The sequence below is a fragment of the Butyrivibrio sp. NATIVEDY162 genome (assembly GCF_045999815.1).
In the GTDB taxonomy this organism is placed as follows: domain Bacteria; phylum Bacillota; class Clostridia; order Lachnospirales; family Lachnospiraceae; genus Butyrivibrio.
In genome coordinates this window covers 539,891-561,333 of the sequence record NZ_CP172573.1, presented here as the reverse complement: position 1 = coordinate 561,333, position 21,443 = coordinate 539,891, and the positions used below count along the sequence as shown (strand labels likewise).

Here is a 21,443-nt window from a genome sequence, read left to right as displayed (position 1 = left end):
TTCGGATTGGGGGTTCCGTATGGAAAAGTTACTAAGTGAGGAAAGAATAGACAAGGCAACTGAGGATGAGCTTTTGGAGATGAGACTCTGGATTTATAAAGAGAGCCAGAGGCTTGAACAGGAGCGCAAAGCTATCAATAGTAAAGTGGCTGAGATTGAAACGGAAATGAACAAATTCCGTCAAAAGTTTCAGTTTGAAAGAAGTCAGTTTGAACATGATAAGCAGAAATTCAAAGACGATCAGGCTCTTTTTGATCAGCAGATCGAAATCCTGAAGGAGGGCTTTGATAAGCTTAATGCTGACAAGAAAAAAATAGAGCGTGAATGGAAAAAACTTGAGCAGGAAAAAGGATTCCTTCGTGAGGATGAATACAGCCAGGCTGAATTTTTCTTCCAGGGTGTTAATTCATTGCTGGCGTTAAAAAAGCGCTATAGAGACCTTATGAAGATTTATCATCCGGATAATCTGTGTGGGGATCACAGAGTATGCGATCTGATAAATGAAGAGTACAATGTTTTGCTCAGACAGTTTGATTCATATATGAAGGCCTGATGTACTGACGCATTTTATATCGATTTTTACAGTTAATAATTTTTTTCTTGCATTTGGCTGATATATCTGCTATGATATCTCATGTTGCGAATATATATTTATGAAAGTAATGTTTTTCGCTTGATGTATTTGATTAAAATATGGCTTATAAGGAGGTGTCAAAGTGGCTAAGTGTGAAGTATGCGGCAAGAGCGTTCATTTCGGTAACAACGTAAGCCATTCCCATAGAAAGAGCAATAGAATCTGGAATGCTAACGTACATAAGGTTGCTGTTAAGGTTAACGGTGGAACACAGAGAATGAACGTTTGCACAAGCTGTCTCAGATCTAAAAAGGTCGAGCGTGCTTAATTCATTAAAAGTTGTTTATTAAAGGATTCACAGCATGTGAATCCTTTTTTACTTCTATTTTTTTCACAATTAGTTTATAATCTCTTATATGCAATTTTAATGGAGGTGTAGTATGAAGTCTACTTCAATGAATACCCATATGGGCAGTATCGCTATTGATAATGAAGTAATAGCTCAGTACGCAGGAGCTGTAGCCAATGAATGCTTTGGTATTGTCGGCATGGCAAATGTAAATGTTGCTGAGGGACTTGTGAGTCTTTTAAAGAAGGACAACATCAAAAGAGGAATAAATGTTACTGTTGGTACAAACAGAAAGCTTACTCTTGATTTTCACGTAATAATTGCTTATGGAGTCAGTATTTCAGCAGTTACCGATAATCTTATAGATAATGTTAAGTACAAGGTTGAGGAATTCACCGGCCTTGAAATAGAGAAGATAAACATCTTCGTTGAAGGCGTTCGCGTCATCGACTAAGGTTCAAGGAGGGCATGAATTTTGAGTAACACAATAAAAGCGTCTGATGTTAAGAAAATGTTTCTTGCAGGCGCCAGTAATTTGAATGCAAAAAAAGAATGGATCAATGAGTTGAATGTATTCCCTGTACCGGACGGTGATACAGGTACCAATATGACAATGACCATCATGTCTGCAGCGAAGGACGTAAAGAATCTTCCTGATGATACAGATATGGGCACTCTTTGTAAGAATATTTATTCAGGTGCAATGAGAGGTGCAAGAGGTAACTCAGGTGTTATCCTTTCTCAGTTGCTGAGAGGTTTCACAAAGGGTGTAAGAGATCATGAGGAGCTTGATGCAAATATTATTGCAGATTCCTTTGATAAGGCTGTTGAGACAGCTTACAAAGCTGTAATGAAGCCTAAGGAAGGTACTATCCTTACGGTTGCCAAAGGCGTTGCCGAGAGAGCTATGGAACTATCAAAGGAAGGCGCAGAGGAACTTGCTCCCTTCTTTGAAGAAGTTATCAAATACGGCGACGAAGTTCTTGCAAAGACTCCAGAGATGCTTCCTGTTCTTAAGCAGGCAGGCGTTGTAGATTCAGGCGGACAGGGCCTTATGCAGGTTCTTAAGGGTGCGCTTGATTCTTTCCTTGGAAAAGAAATTGATTATTCTATTGATGAAGCTGCAGCTACTCCTGTTGCCGGCAAGGCTAAGGCAGAGGCTGAGGTAGATATTAAATTTGGATATTGCACAGAATTTATTGTGCTTTTGAACAAGCCTCTTAATGTAAAGCAGGAGATTGATTTTAAGGCATTCCTTGAGTCTATCGGTGACAGTATTGTTATGGTTGCAGATGATGAGATCTGCAAGGTACACGTACACTCCAATGATCCCGGTCTTGCTATCCAAAGAGCTCTTATGTATGGTCAGCTTTCAAACATGAAAATTGACAACATGCGTATGGAGCACCGCGAGAAGCTTTTCCATGAGACTCAGAAGGGTATCTATGCTGAAATAGATACTGAGATTAACGGTGCAGCTGAGTCTACACCTACATACAGTAAAGATGATGATATCCCGCTTAAGAAAGCTCCTGAGACAGAAGCAGTAAAGGAAGAGCCTAAATTTGTAAATGCTGAGCATAAGGAAATAGGATTTGTTGCAGTATGTGCCGGTGACGGTCTTGCAGAGATATTCAGAGGACTTGGTGTTGATTACGTAATCGAAGGTGGTCAGACCATGAATCCCAGTACGGAAGATATTTTTGAAGCCGCTGAGAAGGTTGATGCAGATACAGTATTTGTTCTCCCTAACAACAAGAACATCATTCTTGCAGCTAATCAGGCCAAGATCCTTATGGAGGATAAGGGAGAGAAGAAAGAAATAATTGTAATTCCCACAAAGACTGTTCCTCAGGGCATTACAGCTGCCATTAACTTTATTCCCGGTGTTTCTGCAGAGGAAAATGCAGAGGGCATGAATGAAGCGATTGCTACTGTTAAAACAGGTGAAGTTACATATGCTGTTCGCGATACTATGATCGACAATGTAACAATCAAGCAGGGCGACTACATGGGAATCGGCGACAGCGGTATTCTCGGTGTTGGCGGAGATATAGCTGAAGTTTGCGAGATGATCATCGATAGAATAGCAGATGATTCAACAGAGCTTATTAGTTTATATTACGGTTCAGATATTAAACAGGAAGAGGCTGATGCTCTTTGCGAGACAATTACTTCAAAATTCCCTAACTGTGATGTTGAAGTTCAGTATGGTGGTCAGCCGATTTACTATTACATTGTGAGTGCGGAGTAAGATGACGGGTAGAAAAAATCCATCATTAATTGAACATGTATCTTCTTTAAAGGGCGTTGGCGATAAAAGCAGCGCCCTTTTTGAAAAGTGCGGAATAAAAACAGTACAGGATCTGCTTATGTATTTTCCAAGGGATTATGACATATGCAAAGAAATAAAAAATGCATCTGATCTTGTCTGCGGTGAAATGAGTGCTGTCAGGGTAACTCCTATTGGTAATATGGCTGTAAAAAAGGTAAGAAATTTAAGTATTCTTACGTTTAAGGCAGCTGACGCAACAGGAGAATTGCATATCACTTATTTTAATATGCCTTTCATGAGAAATAATATTAAGCCCGGACATTACTATGTTTTCAGAGGTCTTGTTCAGAAGAAGGGGTGCGGATTTGTAATGGAGCAGCCCAAAATGTATAAGACTGAGGACTACATGGAAATAATGGGTTCAATGCAGCCAAAGTATCCGCTTGTAAAGGGACTCTCAAATCAGCTTGTGATAAAGGTAATGAAACAGGCCATTCCCAGTACCCCTTATCTAGAGGAAATGCTTCCTTCTTACATTAAAAGCAAAATGGGCTTAATGAATTACTCTGAGGCAGTCAGGAAAATTCATTTTCCTTCTGATATGGAAGCCTTCAGCGAAGCAAGAAAAAGAATAGCTTTTAATGAAATCTTACAGTTTATATTAAAGCTTAGATTTTTGAAACGCGAAGAGGACATATCCATAAATGAGTATGTATATAAGACATCTGATCATTCCGATGGCCTGATTCAAAAGCTTCCCTACAGGCTTACAGGCAAACAGTTTGAAATATGGGAGGAGATAAAAGGCGACTTGGAGAGCAGCCATGTAATGAACCGTCTTATCCAGGGTGATGTTGGCTCCGGAAAGACCATACTTGCATTCCTGTCACTTCTTTTTACTGCTGAAAATGGATATCAGGGCGCTATAATGGCACCAACGGAAGTGTTGGCAAGACAGCATTATGAGTCGTTTTGCGAAATGGCTGATGAATATAGTCTGCCTCTTAAACCTGTTTTACTTGTTGGATCATTGTCGGCGAAGGAAAAAAGGCTTGCATATGAGAGTATAGAAAACGGTGAAGTGAACTGTATAGTTGGGACAAATGCTCTTATTCAGGAAAAGTTAAAGTATAAAAAGCTGGCTCTTGTCATAACTGACGAACAACACAGATTTGGTGTTAAACAAAGGGAAGGATTATCCGAAAAAGGTCATAACACTCACATACTTGCAATGAGTGCAACTCCTATACCAAGGACACTTGCAATTATATTATACGGTGATCTTCATATTTCAATTCTTGATGAGATGCCTGCAGGCAGAATACCGATAAAGAACTGTGTTGTCGGAACAGAATACAGGCCGACAGCATATAAATTCATAGCAGACCAGGTAGCTAAGGGTCATCAGGCATATATTATTTGTCCGATGATCGAGGAAGGTGAGATGGATGGCGTCGAAAATGTTTCTGATTACACAGATAAGCTTCGTGGCATTTTTCCTTCAAACATTCGCATTGGTACGCTTCATGGGAAAATGAAACCCTCTGAAAAAGAGAAGATCATGGAGGATTTTGCAGCTGGTAATACGGATGTTCTTGTTTCGACTACCGTAATAGAGGTTGGAATAAATGTACCTAATGCTACCGTGATGATGATTGAAAATTCTGAGAGATTCGGCCTTGCCCAGCTTCATCAGTTAAGAGGAAGAGTTGGCAGAGGAAAGGCGCAATCTTATTGCATTTTCATAAATACCTCCGGTCGTGATGAAGCAAAAGAAAGACTTGATATAATGAATCATTCAAATGATGGCTTTAAGATCGCTGAGGAAGATTTAAAACAGCGTGGGCCCGGTGATTTATTCGGTATCAGGCAAAGTGGAGAAATGGCATTCCATGTGGCAGATATTTATCAGGATGCAGCTCTTATTAAAGAAGCTGCAAACCTTGCAGACATGCTGCTTTTGGAGGATCCTGATCTTGCAATGGAGGAAAATGCACCGCTTAAAGAATGGCTTTCCTCGAATTTATTTGACTTTACGGCTTTATAAAAGTAAAATTTAGTAGAGTATGTGTTCGACTAATACAATATATAGTGTGCTTACATGGAGGAAAACATGTCAAAATTAGCAATCATAACTGATACAAACAGCGGAATTATGCCTGCTGAGGGAGAGGCGCTTGGTATAAAGGTTATACCGACACCTTTTATGATTGATGGTGTTGAATTTCTTGAAGGCATTAATCTGACTCAGGAAGATTTTTTCAAAAAGCTTGCAGACGGAGCTGATGTTTCAACAAGTCAGCCTAGTCCCGGTGCACTTCTTGAGTTATGGGATGAAATGCTTAAGGAATATGATGAGATAGTATATATACCGCTTAGCAGTGGCCTGTCCAGCTCTTGCCAGACAGCTACCATGCTTGCTGCCGATGACTATGAAAACAAGGTTTTTGTAGTCAATAATCAGCGTATTTCGGTAACAATGAGGCAGTCCGTGCTTGATGCCATTGAGATGCGCGATAAGGGCATGAGCGGAAAAGAAATTAAAGATAAACTTGAAGAGGTTAAGTTTGAATCAAGTATTTATATCATGCTTGATACTCTGTATTACCTTAAAAAAGGCGGAAGGATAACACCTGCTGCCGCAGCACTTGGTACTCTTCTTAAACTTAAGCCGGTTCTTCAGATACAGGGTGAAAAGCTTGACGCCTTTGCAAAGGCAAGAACTGCTACCCAGGGTAAGAGCATTATGATAAATGCCATGTTGTCTGATTTTGAGTACCGTTTTGGCGGGCTTGATGCGCATGATGTTCACCTTTGTGGTGCATATTCTTATGACCTTGATAAAGCCAATGAGTTTAAGAAAGAGGTTGAAGCAGCCTTCCCTGGCTATGATATGCATATGGATCCGCTTTCACTTGTGGTTTCATGTCATATTGGACCTGGAGCTATTGCAATTGCTGCATCAAGAAAAATACATTTATAATAATCAACTTACATTTTTATCGTTATTTATATTTCTTGTGAGGAAGAAAAAGTTTAGTAAGGTTGGGGAGTTTTATGTCAGTAAATAATAACTATGATGCGTCAAGCATTACAGTTTTAGAGGGTCTTGAAGCTGTAAGAATGAGACCCGGAATGTATATCGGAAGTGTTTCAACAAGAGGACTTAATCACCTTGTCTATGAAATAGTAGACAATGCAGTTGATGAACACCTTGCAGGGCATTGTTCACAGATAACGGTTACGCTTAATCCTGATGGAAGTGCAACTGTTGAGGATAATGGTCGTGGTATTCCTGTTGGTATGCATGCAAAGGGAATAACCGCAGAACGAGTTGTCCTTACCATGCTTCATGCAGGTGGTAAGTTTGATAATAATGCATATAAGACCAGCGGTGGTCTTCACGGTGTTGGTTCATCTGTTGTTAATGCTTTGTCTACCTGGCTTAAGGTTCAGATAAAAACTGACGGCCAGATCTATGAAGATGCTTATGAAAGAGGCGTTCCCACAGTAGAACTTAAAAACGGGCTTCTTGAGCCTGTAGGAAAGACAAGAGAGCATGGTACTACCATTTCCTTCCTTCCCGATCCTACAATATTTGAAAAGACCAGATTCAGGGAAGAGGACATAAAATCAAGACTTCATGAGACGGCTTATCTTAATCCCGAACTTACGATTATCTATATCGATGACAGACCGGGAACTGAGGAATATATAGAGTTCCACGAGCCTGAAGGAATAACCGGATTTATCCGCGATATGAATAAATCCAAGGAAGCTGTTACGGATGTAATATTCTACAGCGGTGAAAGTGACGGTGTTTCTGTTGACGTTGCTTTCCAGTACGTAAATGAATTCCATGAAAATATACTTGGTTTTTGTAATAACATCTATAATGCCGAAGGTGGAACACACCTTACAGGCTTTAAAACCATGTTCACCAATATTATCAATCAGTATGCCAGAGAGATTGGCGTCTTAAAAGGAAAAGACAGCAATTTTAACGGAACTGATGTAAGAAACGGAATGACTGCTGTTGTCAGCATTAAGCATCCGGATCCCAGATTTGAGGGACAGACAAAGACAAAGCTTGATAATCAGGATGCTGCCAAGATCGTATCGCAGATAACAGGTGACGAGGTCACTCGTTTCTTTGACCGTAATCTTGAAGTATTAAAATCTATTATCGGATGTGCGGAGAAAGCTGCCAAGATTAGAAAAACAGAGGAGAAAGCAAAGACAAATCTTCTCACAAAACAAAAATATTCCTTTGATTCAAACGGAAAGCTTGCAAACTGTATCAGTAAGGATGCATCTAAATGTGAGATTTTCATAGTAGAGGGAGATTCTGCCGGTGGTAGTGCAAAAATGGCAAGGAATCGAGAATTTCAGGCTATCCTTCCAATCCGAGGTAAGATTCTTAACGTTGAAAAAGCAAGTATTGATAAAATTCTTGCCAATGCTGAGATTAAGACTATGATAAACGCCTTTGGATGTGGCTTCTCCGAAGGATATGGTAATGACTTTGATATATCGAAGCTTCGTTATGACAAAATTGTTATCATGGCCGATGCAGATGTAGACGGTGCACATATAGCAACACTTCTTTTGACTCTGTTTTACAGATTTATGCCTGAACTGATATTTGAAGGGCATGTGTACATTGCGATGCCACCTCTTTACAAGGCTATGCCGGGTAAAGGCAAAGAGGAGTATCTCTATGATGATGCCACTCTTGAAAAATATCGCAAAAACCATAAAGGACCATTTACTCTTCAGAGATACAAGGGTCTTGGTGAGATGGATCCTCAGCAGCTTTGGGAGACAACACTTGATCCTGAGAACAGAATGATGAGACTAGTTGAGATTGAAGATGCCAAGATGGCTTCTCATATGACTGAACTTCTCATGGGAAATGAGGTTCCTCCCAGAAGAGACTTTATACATCAGCATGCTACAGACGCTGAGTTAGATGTATGATTTTTAATATAAAAATGCTTGGATCCTGATTTTAATCGTATAAATATATTTATTGCTTATATACGATTTTACGAACAATTAGTTTTATAAAGACGACCATAAAAAGCATATTTGATCTTTTTATGTTTGCTAAAGATGGGGAATTATGGAAGAGAAATTGATTCGCTCCGAATATTCGGAAATAATGCAAAAATCATATATTGATTATGCGATGAGTGTTATTGTGGCACGTGCCCTTCCTGATATAAGGGATGGGCTTAAACCTGTTCAGCGCAGAACTTTATATGATATGTATGAGCTGGGTATCAGGTATGACAGACCTTACCGTAAAAGTGCACGTATAGTAGGTGATACCATGGGTAAATATCATCCTCATGGTGACAGCTCAATATATGATTCGCTTGTTGTTATGACACAGGACTTTAAAAAAGCAGTTCCTCTTGTTGACGGCCATGGTAACTTTGGCAATATCGAGGGCGATGGCGCTGCTGCAATGCGTTATACTGAAGCAAGGCTTGCTCAGATTACGCAGGAAAACTTCCTTGCTGATCTTGATAAGGATGTTGTGGACTTTATTCCCAACTTCGATGAGACTGAGCGTGAACCTACAGTTTTGCCTGTAAAAATACCAAACTTTTTGATCAATGGATCAGAAGGTATTGCTGTCGGTATGGCTACAAGTACACCTCCTCATAATCTTGCAGAGGTAATTGATGCTGAGATTGCATTTATGCAAAATCCTGAGATGACAACAAAGCAGCTCATGAAGCATATAAAGGGACCGGATTTTCCTACAGGCGGTATTGTTATCAATAAGGATGATCTGCGTACTATTTATGAGACAGGTCAGGGCAAGGTTCGTGTTCGTGGTAAGGTTGAGGTTGAAAAGGGCAAAGCAGGCCACATCAATCTTGTTATTACTGAAATACCTTATACCATGATTGGCGCCGGCATAGGAAAATTCCTTTCTGATGTAGCAGATCTTGCTGAAAAAAAGATCACTAATGACATTATTGATATATCAAACCAGTCATCAAAAGAAGGTATCAGAATTGTAATCGAACTAAAAAAGGATACTGATGTAGAGAACTTCACAAATCTCCTCTATAAGAAGACCAAGCTTGAAGATACTTTTGGCGTAAACATGCTTGCCATATGCGATGGCAGACCTGAAACAATGAGCCTTCAGGCTATTATGAAGGCCGTTGTTGATTTTCAGTTCGAAACTGCGAGAAGAAAATATACTACATTACTTCACAAGGAACAGGACAAAAAGGAAATTCAGGAAGGTCTCATTAAGGCATGCAACGTAATTGATATTGTTATTGAGATTCTGAGAGGCTCTAAGGACAGACCAATGGCAAAGGACTGTCTTGTAAATGGAAATACCGAAGGAATCAGATTTAAGAGTGAGGCTTCAAGAGCTATGGCAGCGCAGCTCCTTTTCACAGAAAGACAGGCTGATGCCATTCTTGAGATGAGATTGTATAAGCTTATCGGACTTGAACTGGATGCCCTTGTAAAAGAGCATGAGGATACAATTGCCAAGATTTATCGCTATGAGGACATTCTTGAGGATCATGAGTCAATGTCTCTTGTTATTCAGAACGAGCTTAGCGAGATCAGAAAAAAATACGCCGTAAAGAGAAGAACAGTTATAGACAATCTTGAAGAAGCTGTTTATGAAGAAAAGCCGGTTGAAGAAATAGATGTTGCGTTTATTATGGACCGCTTTGGTTATGCCAAGACCATAGATGTGACAACCTATGAAAAGAACCTTGAGACTATAAAGGCTGACTTTAGATATTCCTTTGTTATGAAAAATACAGGTAAGGTTTGCATTTTCACTGCAAGCGGAAATCTTCATACCATTAAGGCTATGGATCTTCCTGCAGGCAGAATGCGTGACAAGGGTGTTCCGATTGATAATGTCAGCGACTTTGATTCTGCAAGTGATCAGATAATTTATGCTGCAAGTCAGAGCAGCCTTAATCTGTACAGGATTATGTTTGTTACAAAGCAGGCCAATACCAAGATTGTAGACGGTGGTGAGTTTGATGTTACAAGAAGAACCGTTGCTGCCACAAAGCTTGCAGATGATGATGAACTGATAAGCGTACATGTAGTTCATGATATAAGCACTGTTGTACTTCAGTCAGAAGCCGGATTCTTCTTAAGATTCAATATTACTGATATTCCTGAGAAGAAAAAGAGTGCAGTCGGAGTCCGCGGTATGAGACTTGGGGCAAAGGATTTTGTCCGTGATGTTTATTATCTTGGAGAGAATGATCAGCAGGTTATAGAGCACAACGGCAAGAATCTGCAGCTTGATCATTTGAAAATTACAAGCAGGGATACCAAAGGAACTAAAGTTAGGTTATAATTATTCTTCGTGTTTGTAACAATGAATTTATTTGATATTTATTAGATTTGGAGAGACAGATGAGAGTTATTGCCGGAGAAGCAAGAAGACTTAGGCTTGTTACACCTGAAGGTAATGAAACAAGACCTACTCAGGACAGAATTAAAGAAACTCTTTTTAATATGCTTCAAAATGATGTTCCGGGAGCAGTTTTTGTTGATGTTTTCGCAGGAAGCGGAGGCATAGGCATAGAGGCTTTATCCAGGGGCGCAAAAAAAGCATATTTTATTGAGAATAATATCAAAGCCGTAAAATGCATAAATCAGAATCTTCAGACTACAAGATTTGAAGATAAGGCTGTTGTATTAAAGCAGGATGTTTTGGTAGGGCTTAAAAATGTAAGAGAGGAAGAGGTGCATCTGATATTTGCAGATCCGCCATATGAATCCGGACTTTATGAGAGAACCTTTGCGCTTCTTAGTAAGATGCCTTATGTAACAGAGGAAACCCTGCTTATTGCTGAATGCAGTCTGGATATGGATTTATCTGTTTTCGAGGAAAATGGTTTCGAAATTATAAAGGAAAAAAGATACAAAACAAATCAGCATGTATTTATGAGAAAATCTTGTGACTAAATGTCATAAGTTATTCGTTTTTCTTAAATGAGGGAAAAACATAGAAAGGAAAAGAGGATATTGAGAAAGGAAATTTGGGGTAAACTGGCTATTGCTTTAAGTGCAGCATTGTTTACTGAAAGTGCAGCTCCGTTGCAGGCGATGGCAACATCAGAGACAGAATATTCATCAGTTGTTTCTGATAATTCAGAGGAAGGAGAATCCGAATCAAAAGATAGTACTGAAGAACAATCTGAAAAAGAAAATGAAACTGTTGAGAATAGCAATGAAAACAGTGCTGAAGAATCATCAGAAAGCGCTACAGGTTCTTCAGAACAGGAGCAAACTGAAAATAATACAGTAAATGCTGAGGATGATGCTTCTGATAATATTCAGAAGGAAGATTCATCCGAAAATGACACAGACAATAGTTCTTCAACTGAAAATAGTGCATCAGAAAACTTATCAGAAGGAATGACTGATGACGAGGATTCTGAAGCTGAACAAACTAATGACACAGAGGGAAATGATGAGTCCGGTGATAATGCTGAGGACTCTGAGACCGCTTTACCTGAAGAAGATGTAGCAGATGCAGTGTCTGATGGAAATGCTGTAACAGATGGTGATGCCATCAGTGAAGAATCCGACGTTTTTGATTACGAGACAACTGTTGACGGATACAGGATAAAGCTTCATGCAGAAGCAGGCGTTGTTCCTGCAGGTACGGAAGTGTCTGTTAAAAAGGTTAATAAGGTTGACGGCAAAAAGACAGACGATCTTGTAAATGAAGTACTTCCCGAGGAATCAGCTGTTTATAAATCTGCATCCTTTGACATAACACTATTAAAAGATGGCGAGGAATTTGAGCCTGAAGGAAAAGTTTCTGTAGAAATCACTCTTGATGATAAGCTTGCTGATATAAGTAGTGAGAATGAGGATGTTTCTCTTCAGGTATTTCATATCGAGGATGATCAAACAACAACAGAAGTTGAAGCTAATGTAAATGAAGATGCAACTGATGTATATGATAAAAATGATGAAACAGTTGTAAGCTATGACGCAGAAAGCTTTTCAGTTTATGACGTATCAGCAGTAGTTAATTTTACTACTTCAGAACCTGAGGCATTAGAAAACCCTGTATATGAGCAATTTTTATCTGTTAGCAAGGAACAGCTTGATGAGGAAGCTTCAGGCCTTGATTCAACTGTAAATGTAAAGACACTTTTCAGCCAGGGCGGTAAATGTACATCTGTTCAGGAAATGGCCGAAATTGCAAGAAATGCTATAAAGGCAAGGCAGAATTACGTTACTATTAACTTCAAGATGCCGGGCATTTACAATCAGTACAATCTATATAGCGAAATTATGCCCATAATGAATGAGCATACAGGTGTGCCGAATGAAGGTGACTATGCAAGATGGTCCTATGTAATTCATGCATATCAGACAACAACATCCTTTGTAAATAATGCTACCTACGGTACATTTCAGTTTAAGTTTACATATACTGATACTGCAGCTCAGGAAGCTCAGGCAGGTGCTGAGATTGCAAAGCTTATACAAAGTCAGAAGTGGGCATCATTAAAAACTGATAAAGCGAAAGTCGATGCTGTATATAATTGGATTTGTAATAATGTATACTATGAACCTTATTATAAGGAAATGGATGATGCAGGAAATTATTACGCTCATTCCTGCCATTCTGCGATAGTTCCTCAGAGCAGAAATGGTAAAAAAATAAGATACACAGTATGTCAGGGTTATTCCATGCTGTTTTATAGAATCATGCTCTCACTTGGTGTTGATAACAGAATGGTTTCCGGACTAGCTTATGATTCTGAAAAAAATAGTGGACATGCCTGGAATATGGTTTTGATTGGAAATAAATACTATTATGTAGATAGTACATGGGATCATGAATTTTTAACTAATGGCTATGGTAAACCATACTATTTGAGGGGAAGCAAAACATTTAAAAGAGCTTCTGCTGATTATCCGAAGACAAATTTTGATTCAACTGAACACATCCGTTATGCTGAATGTGCTACAGCTGATTTTTATAACGTTTATCCCATAAGCACAACTGATTATTCATCTGTACCAAACTATGTTAAGGCAACATCAGTTTCATTAAGCCAGTACAGTGCTTATCTTGGTTTAGGTGCAACAATGCAGCTCAGAGCATCTTGCGCACCTGCTAACACATCACAGAGAGTAAAGTGGAACTCATCAGATCCTGCTGTAGCCTCAGTTAATGCAAATGGTGTCGTAACAGGACTTAAACTTGGCGAATGTGAGATATTTGCAACTTCCGAATACGGTGGTAAAAAAGCGAGATGTCGCGTTGTAGTTACAGATGGTAGGGTACAGGATATTGAAGTGGCTACTCCTAAAATTACTGTATATGCAGGATCAAAGGCCCAGATATCCGCCAGTGTATTCCCTTACTGGGCAAATAATAAGGGTATAAAATTTAAATCAAGTAAGAAATCAATTGCTACTGTTAATAAGAATGGTATCATCCGAGGTAATAAGCCCGGAAAATGCACTATAACCTGTAAGGCTATAGACGGTGGCGCGTCCGTAAAAATTAAAGTTACAGTAAAGAAGGCTAAGAGAGTAAAAGCTGTAAAGCTTACAAAAAAGAAGCTTAAACTTCATGTTGGTGACAGATTTACTCTTGGTGTAAGCTTTAAGCCCAGAAAGGCTACAAATAAAGAAGTTGCCTGGAAGAGCAGTAAGCCTTCAGTTGTTTATGTTGATGCAGGCGGTAATCTTGTAGCTCTCCAAAAAGGAAAAGCAAAGATTACGGTTGTGTCAGATGATGGAAAGCACAAGGCTACATGTACCGTTAAGGTTAAGTAAGAGGTTTTTAAAATGAAAATAGCAGTATATCCTGGAAGCTTTGATCCTATCACTTTGGGACATCTTGATATCATTAAAAGAGGTTCTGAGATGTTTGACAAACTTGTTGTTGTTGTAAGCGTAAACACGGCTAAGAGTCCGTTGTTTTCGCCAGATGAACGTGTTAAGATGATAAGAGAAGCTACTGCTGATTTGCCCAACGTTGAGATTGATTGTTTTGAAGGTCTTATCATAGATTACTGCAGACAGAACAATATTAAGATTCTGCTCAGAGGACTTCGTGCTATAACGGATTTTGAGTATGAACTTCAGATATCACAGACTAACAGAGCATTTTCACACAATGAAGTTGATACTGTTTTCCTGACAACAAGTCTTGAATATGCATATCTCAGCAGTTCGACAGTCAGAGAGTTTGCAAGCTTTCATGGGGATATAAGCCGCTGTGTAACCCCCTATGTTGCACAGAAGGTTTATGAGAAATATGGGTATGAACAACAAAGCGTAAAGGGGGAATAAAATTATGAGCAGTAGAATAGAACAATGCATTGATGAAATTGAGGCATTTATCGAAAACTGCAAGCATCAGCCTCTTTCTCATACTAATATTATTGTTAATAAAGAAGAAATGGATGAACTTCTGCGTGAACTTAGAAGCAAGACACCGGAAGAGATACGCAGATATCAAACTATTATCAGTAATAAGGAAGCAATTTTGGAGGATGCTCGTAAAAAGGCCAATGATTTGATTGAGAAGGCTACGGCTCAGACTCAGTCAATGATAAATGAGCATACTATTATGCAACAGGCTTATGCTCAGGCTAACGAAGTTATTGCACATGCCGCAAAGCAGGCAGAGGAGATTCTGACAAGATCCACAAATGAAGCTAATCAGATGAAGGCTGCTGCTGTAAGCTATACAGACAGTCTGTTGGCTGAGGTAGAGGATATTGTAAATAAAGCAATTGATACAACAAGTGCCAATAACAATGCTTTATTAAAGGATCTTACTAATTACAGCGAAACAATAAAGTCAAATCGTGCTGATCTTGTTCCGCCAAGTGTTAATCCTGAAAATGTTAAGGAATCAGTAAGACCTGTTCAAAGTGTTTCAGAAGCCGGTCCTTCATTAGATGCCTTTGATGATGAGGCTGATTTGAATCTTGATATGCTTTAATGCTGTTCCTACAATTTCAGTATTGATTTTTGAACGCTTTTTCATCTTTTCGTTGAAGAAGTCATACAATGATTATATGGCTGCCGCAAAGATAATCATGCGGCAGCTGTTTTATATTTTAAATAATTGATGAGGTATTTATGAGACTTGATAAATTTCTGGGGGCATGTGGGCTTGGAACAAGAAAACAGATTAAAGAGTTCATAAAAAACGGTATGGTTTCAATTGATGGTGAGATAGCAAAAAAGCCGGAAATATCCATAGATCCAGCCGTAAACAGCATATTGTTTTCAGGTGAGAGTCTGACTGATGACTATAAGGAATTTAGATATTATCTTCTTTATAAACCACAAGGTGTGGTTTCTGCAACCAGGGATAACCATGACACAACAGTTCTGGATCTTATTGATACCGGATTTGATAAAAATCTTGCGCCTGTTGGAAGACTTGATAAGGATGCCGAGGGTCTTCTTATTATTACAAATGATGGCAAGCTTTCTCATAGACTTTTATCGCCCAAGAAGCATGTTGAAAAAGAGTATGAGGTTCATACTAAAAAGCCTGTATCTGAAAATGATATAAAAAGGCTTGAAGAAGGTGTCGATATAGGAGACGAAGAGCCTACACTTCCTGCAAGGGCATTTGTAAAAGATGAAATTCTTCATCTTATAATACATGAAGGACGTTTTCATCAGGTAAAGCGAATGCTTGAAGCAGTTGACAACGAAGTCGTTTTTCTTAAAAGGATCAGAATGGGAAATCTTTGTCTTGATCCGTCGCTAGAACCCGGAGAGTACAGGGAACTTACCGATGAAGAACTGGATTTATTGAAATAAGAGGAGAGTATGAAAAGAGTAGCAAAAGGTAATTTTGGATATATTGAATATAACAGGAAATTTGCAGCTGTTAGAACATTAATTGCTGTTGCGATATGCCTGATAATATTTTTCACAGGGCTTATAATCTATCATTCCAACAAAAGTATATTTAGTATTATTGCAGCACTTGGATGTTTGCCCACAGGATTGAGTGCAGTTAATTTTGTGATGTATCTGAAGGCTCACCCATGTTCAAAAAAAGCATTTGATTTTATAGAGCAGCATAGAAAAGGCCTCCTTATCAGATATGATTTGGAGATGACAAGTTATGAAGAAAACTATAGTATAGCAGCAGCTGCTGTTCTTGATAAAAATGTGGTCTGCTTTACTGAGAATAAAGAACTAGATATAGCAAACTGTGAAAAGCATATTAGAAATCAGATTGCTCAAAGCGGATATAGCAGCTATACAGTGAAAGTTTTCAAGGATATAAACGCTTTCTGTACAAGGCTTGAGCAGTTGGAGCAGATTCGTCAGGTTAAAAATATCGATCCTGTAGCTATTGAAGATGCATGGGTTCCGGGCACTGTAGAGACTTGTGCTCATGTGCTTTTGTCAATATCACTGTAAATAATATTGGTAACGATATGAGAGAAATAAAAATAGACAGTAATGCAGAGGGAAAACGACTTGATAAGTTTCTTGGAAGCTATTTTTCAGAGTGTTCCATGGGCTTTTTGTTTAAGATGCTGCGAAAAAAGAATATTACACTAAATTCTAAAAAAGCTGATGGTAAAGAAAAACTTAAATCAGGTGATGTTATATCTGTTTTCTTCTCTGATGAAACTTTTGATAAATTTGTAAATAAGCATGCTAAGACCGGAAGATCAGATGATAACAATGAATTATCTGAATTTGAAAAAGCATTCAAAAAGTATCATAATATTGATATTGTTTATGAGGATGATAACATACTTTTGCTAAATAAGCCTGCAGGAATTTTATCCCAAAAAGCTGAAAGAAATGACCTTAGTATGAACGAGTGGCTTCTTGGATATCTCCTTGATAAAAAAGCTATTACTTCGGAGACTCTATCGGTATTTAGGCCATCTGTCTGTAACAGACTGGACAGGAATACTTCAGGACTACTTATATGCTCAAAGTCATTAATCGGAGCTCAAAAGATGTCTGAGATATTAAGGAACCGTTCGCTGCATAAGTTCTATAAGACAATAGTAGTTGGAACGATGGATTCGGATGCAAGTATATACGGTTTTTTATATAAAGATGAAAAAACAAATACCGTAAAGCTTTATAATGAAATACCTAAGTCTGAGAATATCAATACCGGCGATTTTTCCGAGATAAAAACATCTTATAAAGTCTTAAGGAAGGGAATTTTAAATAGCCAGCGAAACAAGACAGTTTTTACTGAGCTTGAGGTGCTTCTTCATACCGGTAAGACTCATCAGATTAGAGCACACCTTGCATCTACAGGGCACCCTATTATTGGTGACTCGAAGTATGGTGATAGCAGAGTAAATTTAAATATTAAGGATGTATTTGGACTTAAATATCAGCTTTTACACTCTTCCAGGCTTGAGTTTCCTCAGATGGAAGGTGAATTGTCCTATTTATCAGGAAAGATATTTGAAGCTGATACTCCGGCTATATATAATAAGATATCAGATAGTTTATTCTAAAAAAATCATTTTAGTTTGTAATTTGAACATTTTTAGGGGAGTTTTTATGGCCACATGGAATTCGAGGGGGCTTCGTGGACAGGCCTTGGAGGAATTGATAAATCGAACAAACGAGAGATATCAGGAAGAGGAACTTGCCCTCATTCAGAAGATTCCAACTCCTATAACTCCGATCAAAATTGATAAAGAGACAAGACATATTACTCTGGCATATTTTGACCAGAAAAGTACCATTGATTATATTGGTGCTGTTCAGGGTATACCTGTCTGCTTTGATGCAAAGGAATGCAGTAAGGATACCTTTGCTCTTGAAAATATCCATCCTCATCAGGTTTCATTCATGGAACGTTTTGAAAAGCAGGATGGCATAGCTTTTTTTCTGATCTACTTCACCTCCAGGGGTGAATTCTATTATTTACCATTTCGACATTTAAAAAAATATTGGGACAGAGCCTTAGCCGGCGGAAGGAAAAGCTTCAGGTATGAAGAGCTTGATCCTGATTTTGTTATATCCAATGATTCCGATGCTTTTATACCTTATTTGAATTTAATACAAAAGGATCTTGAGCAAAGAGATTGACAAATAAATTGTATTCCTATAAACTGAAATAAATTTAATGTAGTAGCGAAGTAGCACGTTAATATACTAAAGTATTTGGGAGACAATTATGAATCGAAGGCTTTTACACACACCTGAAGGGGTTCGAGATTTATACGGAGATAAGTGCAGTGACAGAACCTGGGTCAAAAACATGGTATGCAATCAGATGAAGTTGTTTGGATATGGTGAAATAGACACGCCAACCTTTGAATTCTTTGATGTTTTTGCTGAGGAGATTTCAGATAACAGTGCACGTGAACTTTACAAATTTTTCGACCAGGATGGAATGACTATGGTACTTCGTCCTGATTTCACCCCATCTGTTGCAAGATGTGCAAGCAAGTATTTCCTTGAAGATGATGAACCTGTCAGACTTTGCTATAGTGGCAAGACTTTTCTTAACACACATAGCCTCCAGGGGAAACTTAAGGAGTCAACTGAGATTGGCGCCGAGCTTATGAATGACGGTTCTATTTATGCAGATGCTGAAATGATCGCACTTTTGGTTGAGGCTATTTCAGCTACAGGACTTAATGATTTCAAAGTGAGTATCGGTGATGCTGATTATTATTACGGTATCTGCGAAGAGGCCGGCATCGATTTTGACACGGAGGAAGAGATACGCGAAGAGCTTGTTGACAGAAACACCTTTGCAGCAGACAGAATTATGGAAGAGGCAGAGGTTTCATCAAAATACAGAGAGCTTATAAAAAATGTATCAACCTGTATCGGAAATATAAATGTTCTAAACGAAGCAGGTAAGCTTGTAGATAACAAAAGATCAACTGCTGCCATCAATCATCTAAAGGAATTGTATAAGGTTTTATGCAACTATGGCATTGAAGAATATATATCCTTTGATTTAGGTATGCTAAGTAAATTCAACTATTATACAGGGGTTATGTTTGGTGCTTATACCTATGGTGTTGGAGATGCCATTGCCAAGGGTGGAAGGTATGACAACCTTCTGGAGCGTTTTGGCAAAAGCGCACCATCAATAGGATTTAAGATTAATCTTGATGATCTGATGAATGCATTATACAGACAGAATATCAAGCTTCCGGTTCATAATGATCCGGTAGTGATCGAATACACAAATGACACTTTTGAAAATGCTCTTAATAAAGCAAAGGAGCTAAGAGCTGAAGGTAAGCGTGTGATACTGAAGGGAGCAAACCAATATGAATAATGAAAACAGATATCTGACCTTTGCTCTTGGTAAGGGACGCCTCGTTGATTCTACAATGGAGCTGCTTGAAAAATGCGGTATTCATTGTGAAGAAGTTACAGATAAAAAGACAAGGAAGCTTATATTTACAAATGAAGAGCTGAAGCTGAAATTCTTTCTTGCTAAGGGACCTGATGTTCCTACATACGTTGAATATGGAGCAGCCGATATCGGCATAGTAGGAAAAGATACGATAATGGAAGAAAACCGCAGCGTTTATGAGGTTTTGGATCTTGGATTTGGAAAATGCAGAATGTGTGTATGTGGACCGGAATCTGCCAGAGAGCTTCTTGACCATCACGAGATGATAAAGGTAGCAAGCAAGTATCCAAGAATAGCAAGGGATTATTTTTATAACAGAAAACAGCAAACGGTAGATATTATAAAGCTAAATGGTTCTGTTGAACTTGGACCTATCGTAAAATTATCGGACGTTATAGTTGATATTGTAGAGACAGGAAGTACACTTAGAGAAAACGGTCTGACTGTACTTGAAGAGATATGTCCGTTATCTGCAAGAGTGATTGTAAATCAGGTCAGCATGCAGATGGAGTCTGAAAGAATACATAAGCTGATAAGTGACATGAAGGAGAATCTGTGATGCGAATAGTTGAGCTTAATGATAAAACAAAGGAAGAACTTCTTGATAAGCTTCTTAAGAGGAGCCCATCAAATTATGGCGAATATGAGAAAATTGTTAATGATATAATTACTAATGTAAGAGAAAGAAAAAATGAAGCATTATTCGAATATACTTCAAAATTTGATCATTTTGATCTGACGCCGGATACAATAAAAGTAACAAGAGAAGAAATTGATGAAGCTTATAAAGCTTTGGATGATAACTTTATCGAGGTTATGAAGAAGAGCGCAGAGAATATACGCGTTTTTCACGAGAAACAAAAGAGAACTACCTGGATTGATACAAAGGAAGATGGTTCTATTTTAGGTCAGAGGATAATACCTATCGAGATTTCCGGTGTTTATGTTCCGGGCGGAAAGGCGGCTTATCCTTCAAGTGTTCTGATGAATGTTGTACCTGCAAAGGTTGCCGGAGTTGAAAAAATCGTCATGTGTACTCCGCCGTCAAAAGATGGAAAGGTAAATCCCGGTACACTCGTGGCAGCTGATATTGCAGGTGTTACAGATGTATATAAGGTTGGTGGTGCGCAAGCTATAGCTGCCATGGCATTTGGAACTGAATCTATACCAAAAGTTGATAAGATAACAGGCCCAGGCAATATATTTGTTGCGCTGGCAAAAAAAGCATGCTTCGGCTATGTATCTATTGATTCCATAGCTGGTCCCTCTGAGATACTTGTTATAGCTGATGAAAAGGCTAATCCAAGATATGTAGCAGCGGATCTTTTGTCTCAGGCTGAACATGACGAAATGGCAAGTGCTATTTTAATCACCACAAGCAGAAAAGTTGCAGAGGATGTATCCAAAGAAATTGAAAAATTTACAGCTAAGCTTGAAAGGGCTGAGATTATAAATAAATCGCTTGACAACTATGGTTATACATTTGTGGCTGAAAATATGGATGATGCCATAGAGGCAGCAAATGCCATTGCTTCAGAGCACCTTGAAATAATCACAGCTAATCCCTTTGAGGTGATGCCCAAGATCAAGCACGCCGGTGCAATTTTCCTAGGAGCATATTCATCAGAGCCGCTTGGTGATTATTTTGCAGGACCAAACCACATCCTTCCCACAAATCAGACTGCAAGATTCTTTTCACCTTTATCTGTTGATGATTTTGTTAAGAAGACAAGTATTATTGCATATTCTGAAGAAGGGCTCAGAGGAGTTCATAAGGATATTGAATTATTTGCAAAAAATGAAGGCTTAACAGCGCACGCAAATTCAATTGCTGTTCGTTTTGAGGAGGACTGAT

General features: G+C 38.6%; 19 protein-coding genes. All 19 read left to right on the top strand.

What is annotated here, in order from left to right:
* Positions 1 to 19: 19 nt before the first annotated feature.
* Positions 20 to 553, top strand: a complete 534-nt coding sequence (locus ACHCNF_RS02305) for a hypothetical protein (protein ID WP_408071184.1) — start codon at positions 20 to 22, stop codon at positions 551 to 553.
* A gap of 163 nt (positions 554 to 716) precedes the next feature.
* Positions 717 to 902, top strand: a complete 186-nt coding sequence (rpmB, locus tag ACHCNF_RS02300; protein ID WP_026509265.1) for a 50S ribosomal protein L28 — start codon at positions 717 to 719, stop codon at positions 900 to 902.
* Between the two features lie 112 nt (positions 903 to 1,014).
* Complete coding sequence (locus ACHCNF_RS02295) at positions 1,015 to 1,377, top strand: Asp23/Gls24 family envelope stress response protein (protein WP_408071183.1); 363 nt, start codon at positions 1,015 to 1,017, stop codon at positions 1,375 to 1,377.
* Positions 1,378 to 1,395: 18 nt separating this feature from the next.
* Positions 1,396 to 3,177, top strand: coding sequence for a DAK2 domain-containing protein (locus ACHCNF_RS02290; protein WP_408072177.1), 1,782 nt, complete (start codon positions 1,396 to 1,398; stop codon positions 3,175 to 3,177).
* A gap of 1 nt (position 3,178) precedes the next feature.
* Entirely contained in the window at positions 3,179 to 5,245 is a 2,067-nt protein-coding gene (gene recG / locus ACHCNF_RS02285) for an ATP-dependent DNA helicase RecG (RefSeq protein WP_408071182.1), read from the top strand.
* A 66-nt stretch (positions 5,246 to 5,311) separates the two neighbouring features.
* Positions 5,312 to 6,181, top strand: coding sequence for a DegV family protein (locus ACHCNF_RS02280; protein ID WP_408071181.1), 870 nt, complete (start codon positions 5,312 to 5,314; stop codon positions 6,179 to 6,181).
* Positions 6,182 to 6,255: 74 nt separating this feature from the next.
* Entirely contained in the window at positions 6,256 to 8,178 is a 1,923-nt protein-coding gene (locus ACHCNF_RS02275) for a DNA gyrase/topoisomerase IV subunit B (protein ID WP_408071180.1), read from the top strand.
* Positions 8,179 to 8,323: 145 nt separating this feature from the next.
* On the top strand, positions 8,324 to 10,561 hold the full coding sequence (locus tag ACHCNF_RS02270) for a DNA gyrase/topoisomerase IV subunit A (protein ID WP_408071179.1): 2,238 nt from the start codon (positions 8,324 to 8,326) through the stop codon (positions 10,559 to 10,561).
* Between the two features lie 59 nt (positions 10,562 to 10,620).
* Positions 10,621 to 11,175 carry a 16S rRNA (guanine(966)-N(2))-methyltransferase RsmD gene (gene rsmD / locus ACHCNF_RS02265; RefSeq protein WP_408071178.1) on the top strand — a complete coding sequence of 185 codons (555 nt, stop codon included), beginning with the start codon at positions 10,621 to 10,623 and terminating at the stop codon, positions 11,173 to 11,175.
* Positions 11,176 to 11,235: 60 nt separating this feature from the next.
* Positions 11,236 to 14,019, top strand: a complete 2,784-nt coding sequence (locus ACHCNF_RS02260; protein ID WP_408071177.1) for an Ig-like domain-containing protein — start codon at positions 11,236 to 11,238, stop codon at positions 14,017 to 14,019.
* A gap of 12 nt (positions 14,020 to 14,031) precedes the next feature.
* Entirely contained in the window at positions 14,032 to 14,538 is a 507-nt protein-coding gene (coaD, locus tag ACHCNF_RS02255) for a pantetheine-phosphate adenylyltransferase (protein ID WP_408071176.1), read from the top strand.
* Between the two features lie 4 nt (positions 14,539 to 14,542).
* Positions 14,543 to 15,196, top strand: coding sequence for an ATPase (locus tag ACHCNF_RS02250; RefSeq protein WP_408071175.1), 654 nt, complete (start codon positions 14,543 to 14,545; stop codon positions 15,194 to 15,196).
* A gap of 140 nt (positions 15,197 to 15,336) precedes the next feature.
* Positions 15,337 to 16,032, top strand: a complete 696-nt coding sequence (locus ACHCNF_RS02245; RefSeq protein ID WP_408071174.1) for a pseudouridine synthase — start codon at positions 15,337 to 15,339, stop codon at positions 16,030 to 16,032.
* Between the two features lie 9 nt (positions 16,033 to 16,041).
* Entirely contained in the window at positions 16,042 to 16,644 is a 603-nt protein-coding gene (locus ACHCNF_RS02240; RefSeq protein WP_408071173.1) for a hypothetical protein, read from the top strand.
* Positions 16,645 to 16,661: 17 nt separating this feature from the next.
* Positions 16,662 to 17,717: an RluA family pseudouridine synthase gene (locus tag ACHCNF_RS02235; protein WP_408071172.1), complete on the top strand. Its 1,056-nt coding sequence runs from the start codon at positions 16,662 to 16,664 to the stop codon at positions 17,715 to 17,717.
* Positions 17,718 to 17,763: 46 nt separating this feature from the next.
* Complete coding sequence (locus ACHCNF_RS02230) at positions 17,764 to 18,297, top strand: Holliday junction resolvase RecU (protein ID WP_408071171.1); 534 nt, start codon at positions 17,764 to 17,766, stop codon at positions 18,295 to 18,297.
* Positions 18,298 to 18,385: 88 nt separating this feature from the next.
* The gene (hisZ, locus tag ACHCNF_RS02225) at positions 18,386 to 19,507 is read left to right on the top strand and encodes an ATP phosphoribosyltransferase regulatory subunit (protein WP_408071169.1); all 1,122 of its coding nucleotides are present in this window, start codon (positions 18,386 to 18,388) and stop codon (positions 19,505 to 19,507) included.
* Entirely contained in the window at positions 19,500 to 20,147 is a 648-nt protein-coding gene (gene hisG / locus ACHCNF_RS02220; RefSeq protein WP_408071168.1) for an ATP phosphoribosyltransferase, read from the top strand. Before hisZ ends, hisG begins: the two co-directional genes overlap by 8 nt.
* Complete coding sequence (gene hisD, locus ACHCNF_RS02215; protein ID WP_408071167.1) at positions 20,147 to 21,442, top strand: histidinol dehydrogenase; 1,296 nt, start codon at positions 20,147 to 20,149, stop codon at positions 21,440 to 21,442. Before hisG ends, hisD begins: the two co-directional genes overlap by 1 nt.
* The last annotated feature ends 1 nt before the right edge of the window (position 21,443 follow it).

Excerpts from the sequence above, each read along its gene's own strand:
- ACHCNF_RS02305 (WP_408071184.1), top strand. The coding sequence starts at position 20 with ATGGAAAAGTTACTAAGTGAGGAAAGAATAGACAAGGCAACTGAGGAT.
- ACHCNF_RS02295 (WP_408071183.1), top strand. The coding sequence starts at position 1,015 with ATGAAGTCTACTTCAATGAATACCCATATGGGCAGTATCGCTATTGAT.
- recG (WP_408071182.1), top strand. The coding sequence starts at position 3,179 with ATGACGGGTAGAAAAAATCCATCATTAATTGAACATGTATCTTCTTTA.
- ACHCNF_RS02280 (WP_408071181.1), top strand. The coding sequence starts at position 5,312 with ATGTCAAAATTAGCAATCATAACTGATACAAACAGCGGAATTATGCCT.
- ACHCNF_RS02275 (WP_408071180.1), top strand. The coding sequence starts at position 6,256 with ATGTCAGTAAATAATAACTATGATGCGTCAAGCATTACAGTTTTAGAG.
- ACHCNF_RS02270 (WP_408071179.1), top strand. The coding sequence starts at position 8,324 with ATGGAAGAGAAATTGATTCGCTCCGAATATTCGGAAATAATGCAAAAA.
- rsmD (WP_408071178.1), top strand. The coding sequence starts at position 10,621 with ATGAGAGTTATTGCCGGAGAAGCAAGAAGACTTAGGCTTGTTACACCT.
- coaD (WP_408071176.1), top strand. The coding sequence starts at position 14,032 with ATGAAAATAGCAGTATATCCTGGAAGCTTTGATCCTATCACTTTGGGA.
- ACHCNF_RS02250 (WP_408071175.1), top strand. The coding sequence starts at position 14,543 with ATGAGCAGTAGAATAGAACAATGCATTGATGAAATTGAGGCATTTATC.
- ACHCNF_RS02245 (WP_408071174.1), top strand. The coding sequence starts at position 15,337 with ATGAGACTTGATAAATTTCTGGGGGCATGTGGGCTTGGAACAAGAAAA.
- ACHCNF_RS02240 (WP_408071173.1), top strand. The coding sequence starts at position 16,042 with ATGAAAAGAGTAGCAAAAGGTAATTTTGGATATATTGAATATAACAGG.
- ACHCNF_RS02235 (WP_408071172.1), top strand. The coding sequence starts at position 16,662 with ATGAGAGAAATAAAAATAGACAGTAATGCAGAGGGAAAACGACTTGAT.
- ACHCNF_RS02230 (WP_408071171.1), top strand. The coding sequence starts at position 17,764 with ATGGCCACATGGAATTCGAGGGGGCTTCGTGGACAGGCCTTGGAGGAA.
- hisZ (WP_408071169.1), top strand. The coding sequence starts at position 18,386 with ATGAATCGAAGGCTTTTACACACACCTGAAGGGGTTCGAGATTTATAC.
- hisG (WP_408071168.1), top strand. The coding sequence starts at position 19,500 with ATGAATAATGAAAACAGATATCTGACCTTTGCTCTTGGTAAGGGACGC.
- hisD (WP_408071167.1), top strand. The coding sequence starts at position 20,147 with ATGCGAATAGTTGAGCTTAATGATAAAACAAAGGAAGAACTTCTTGAT.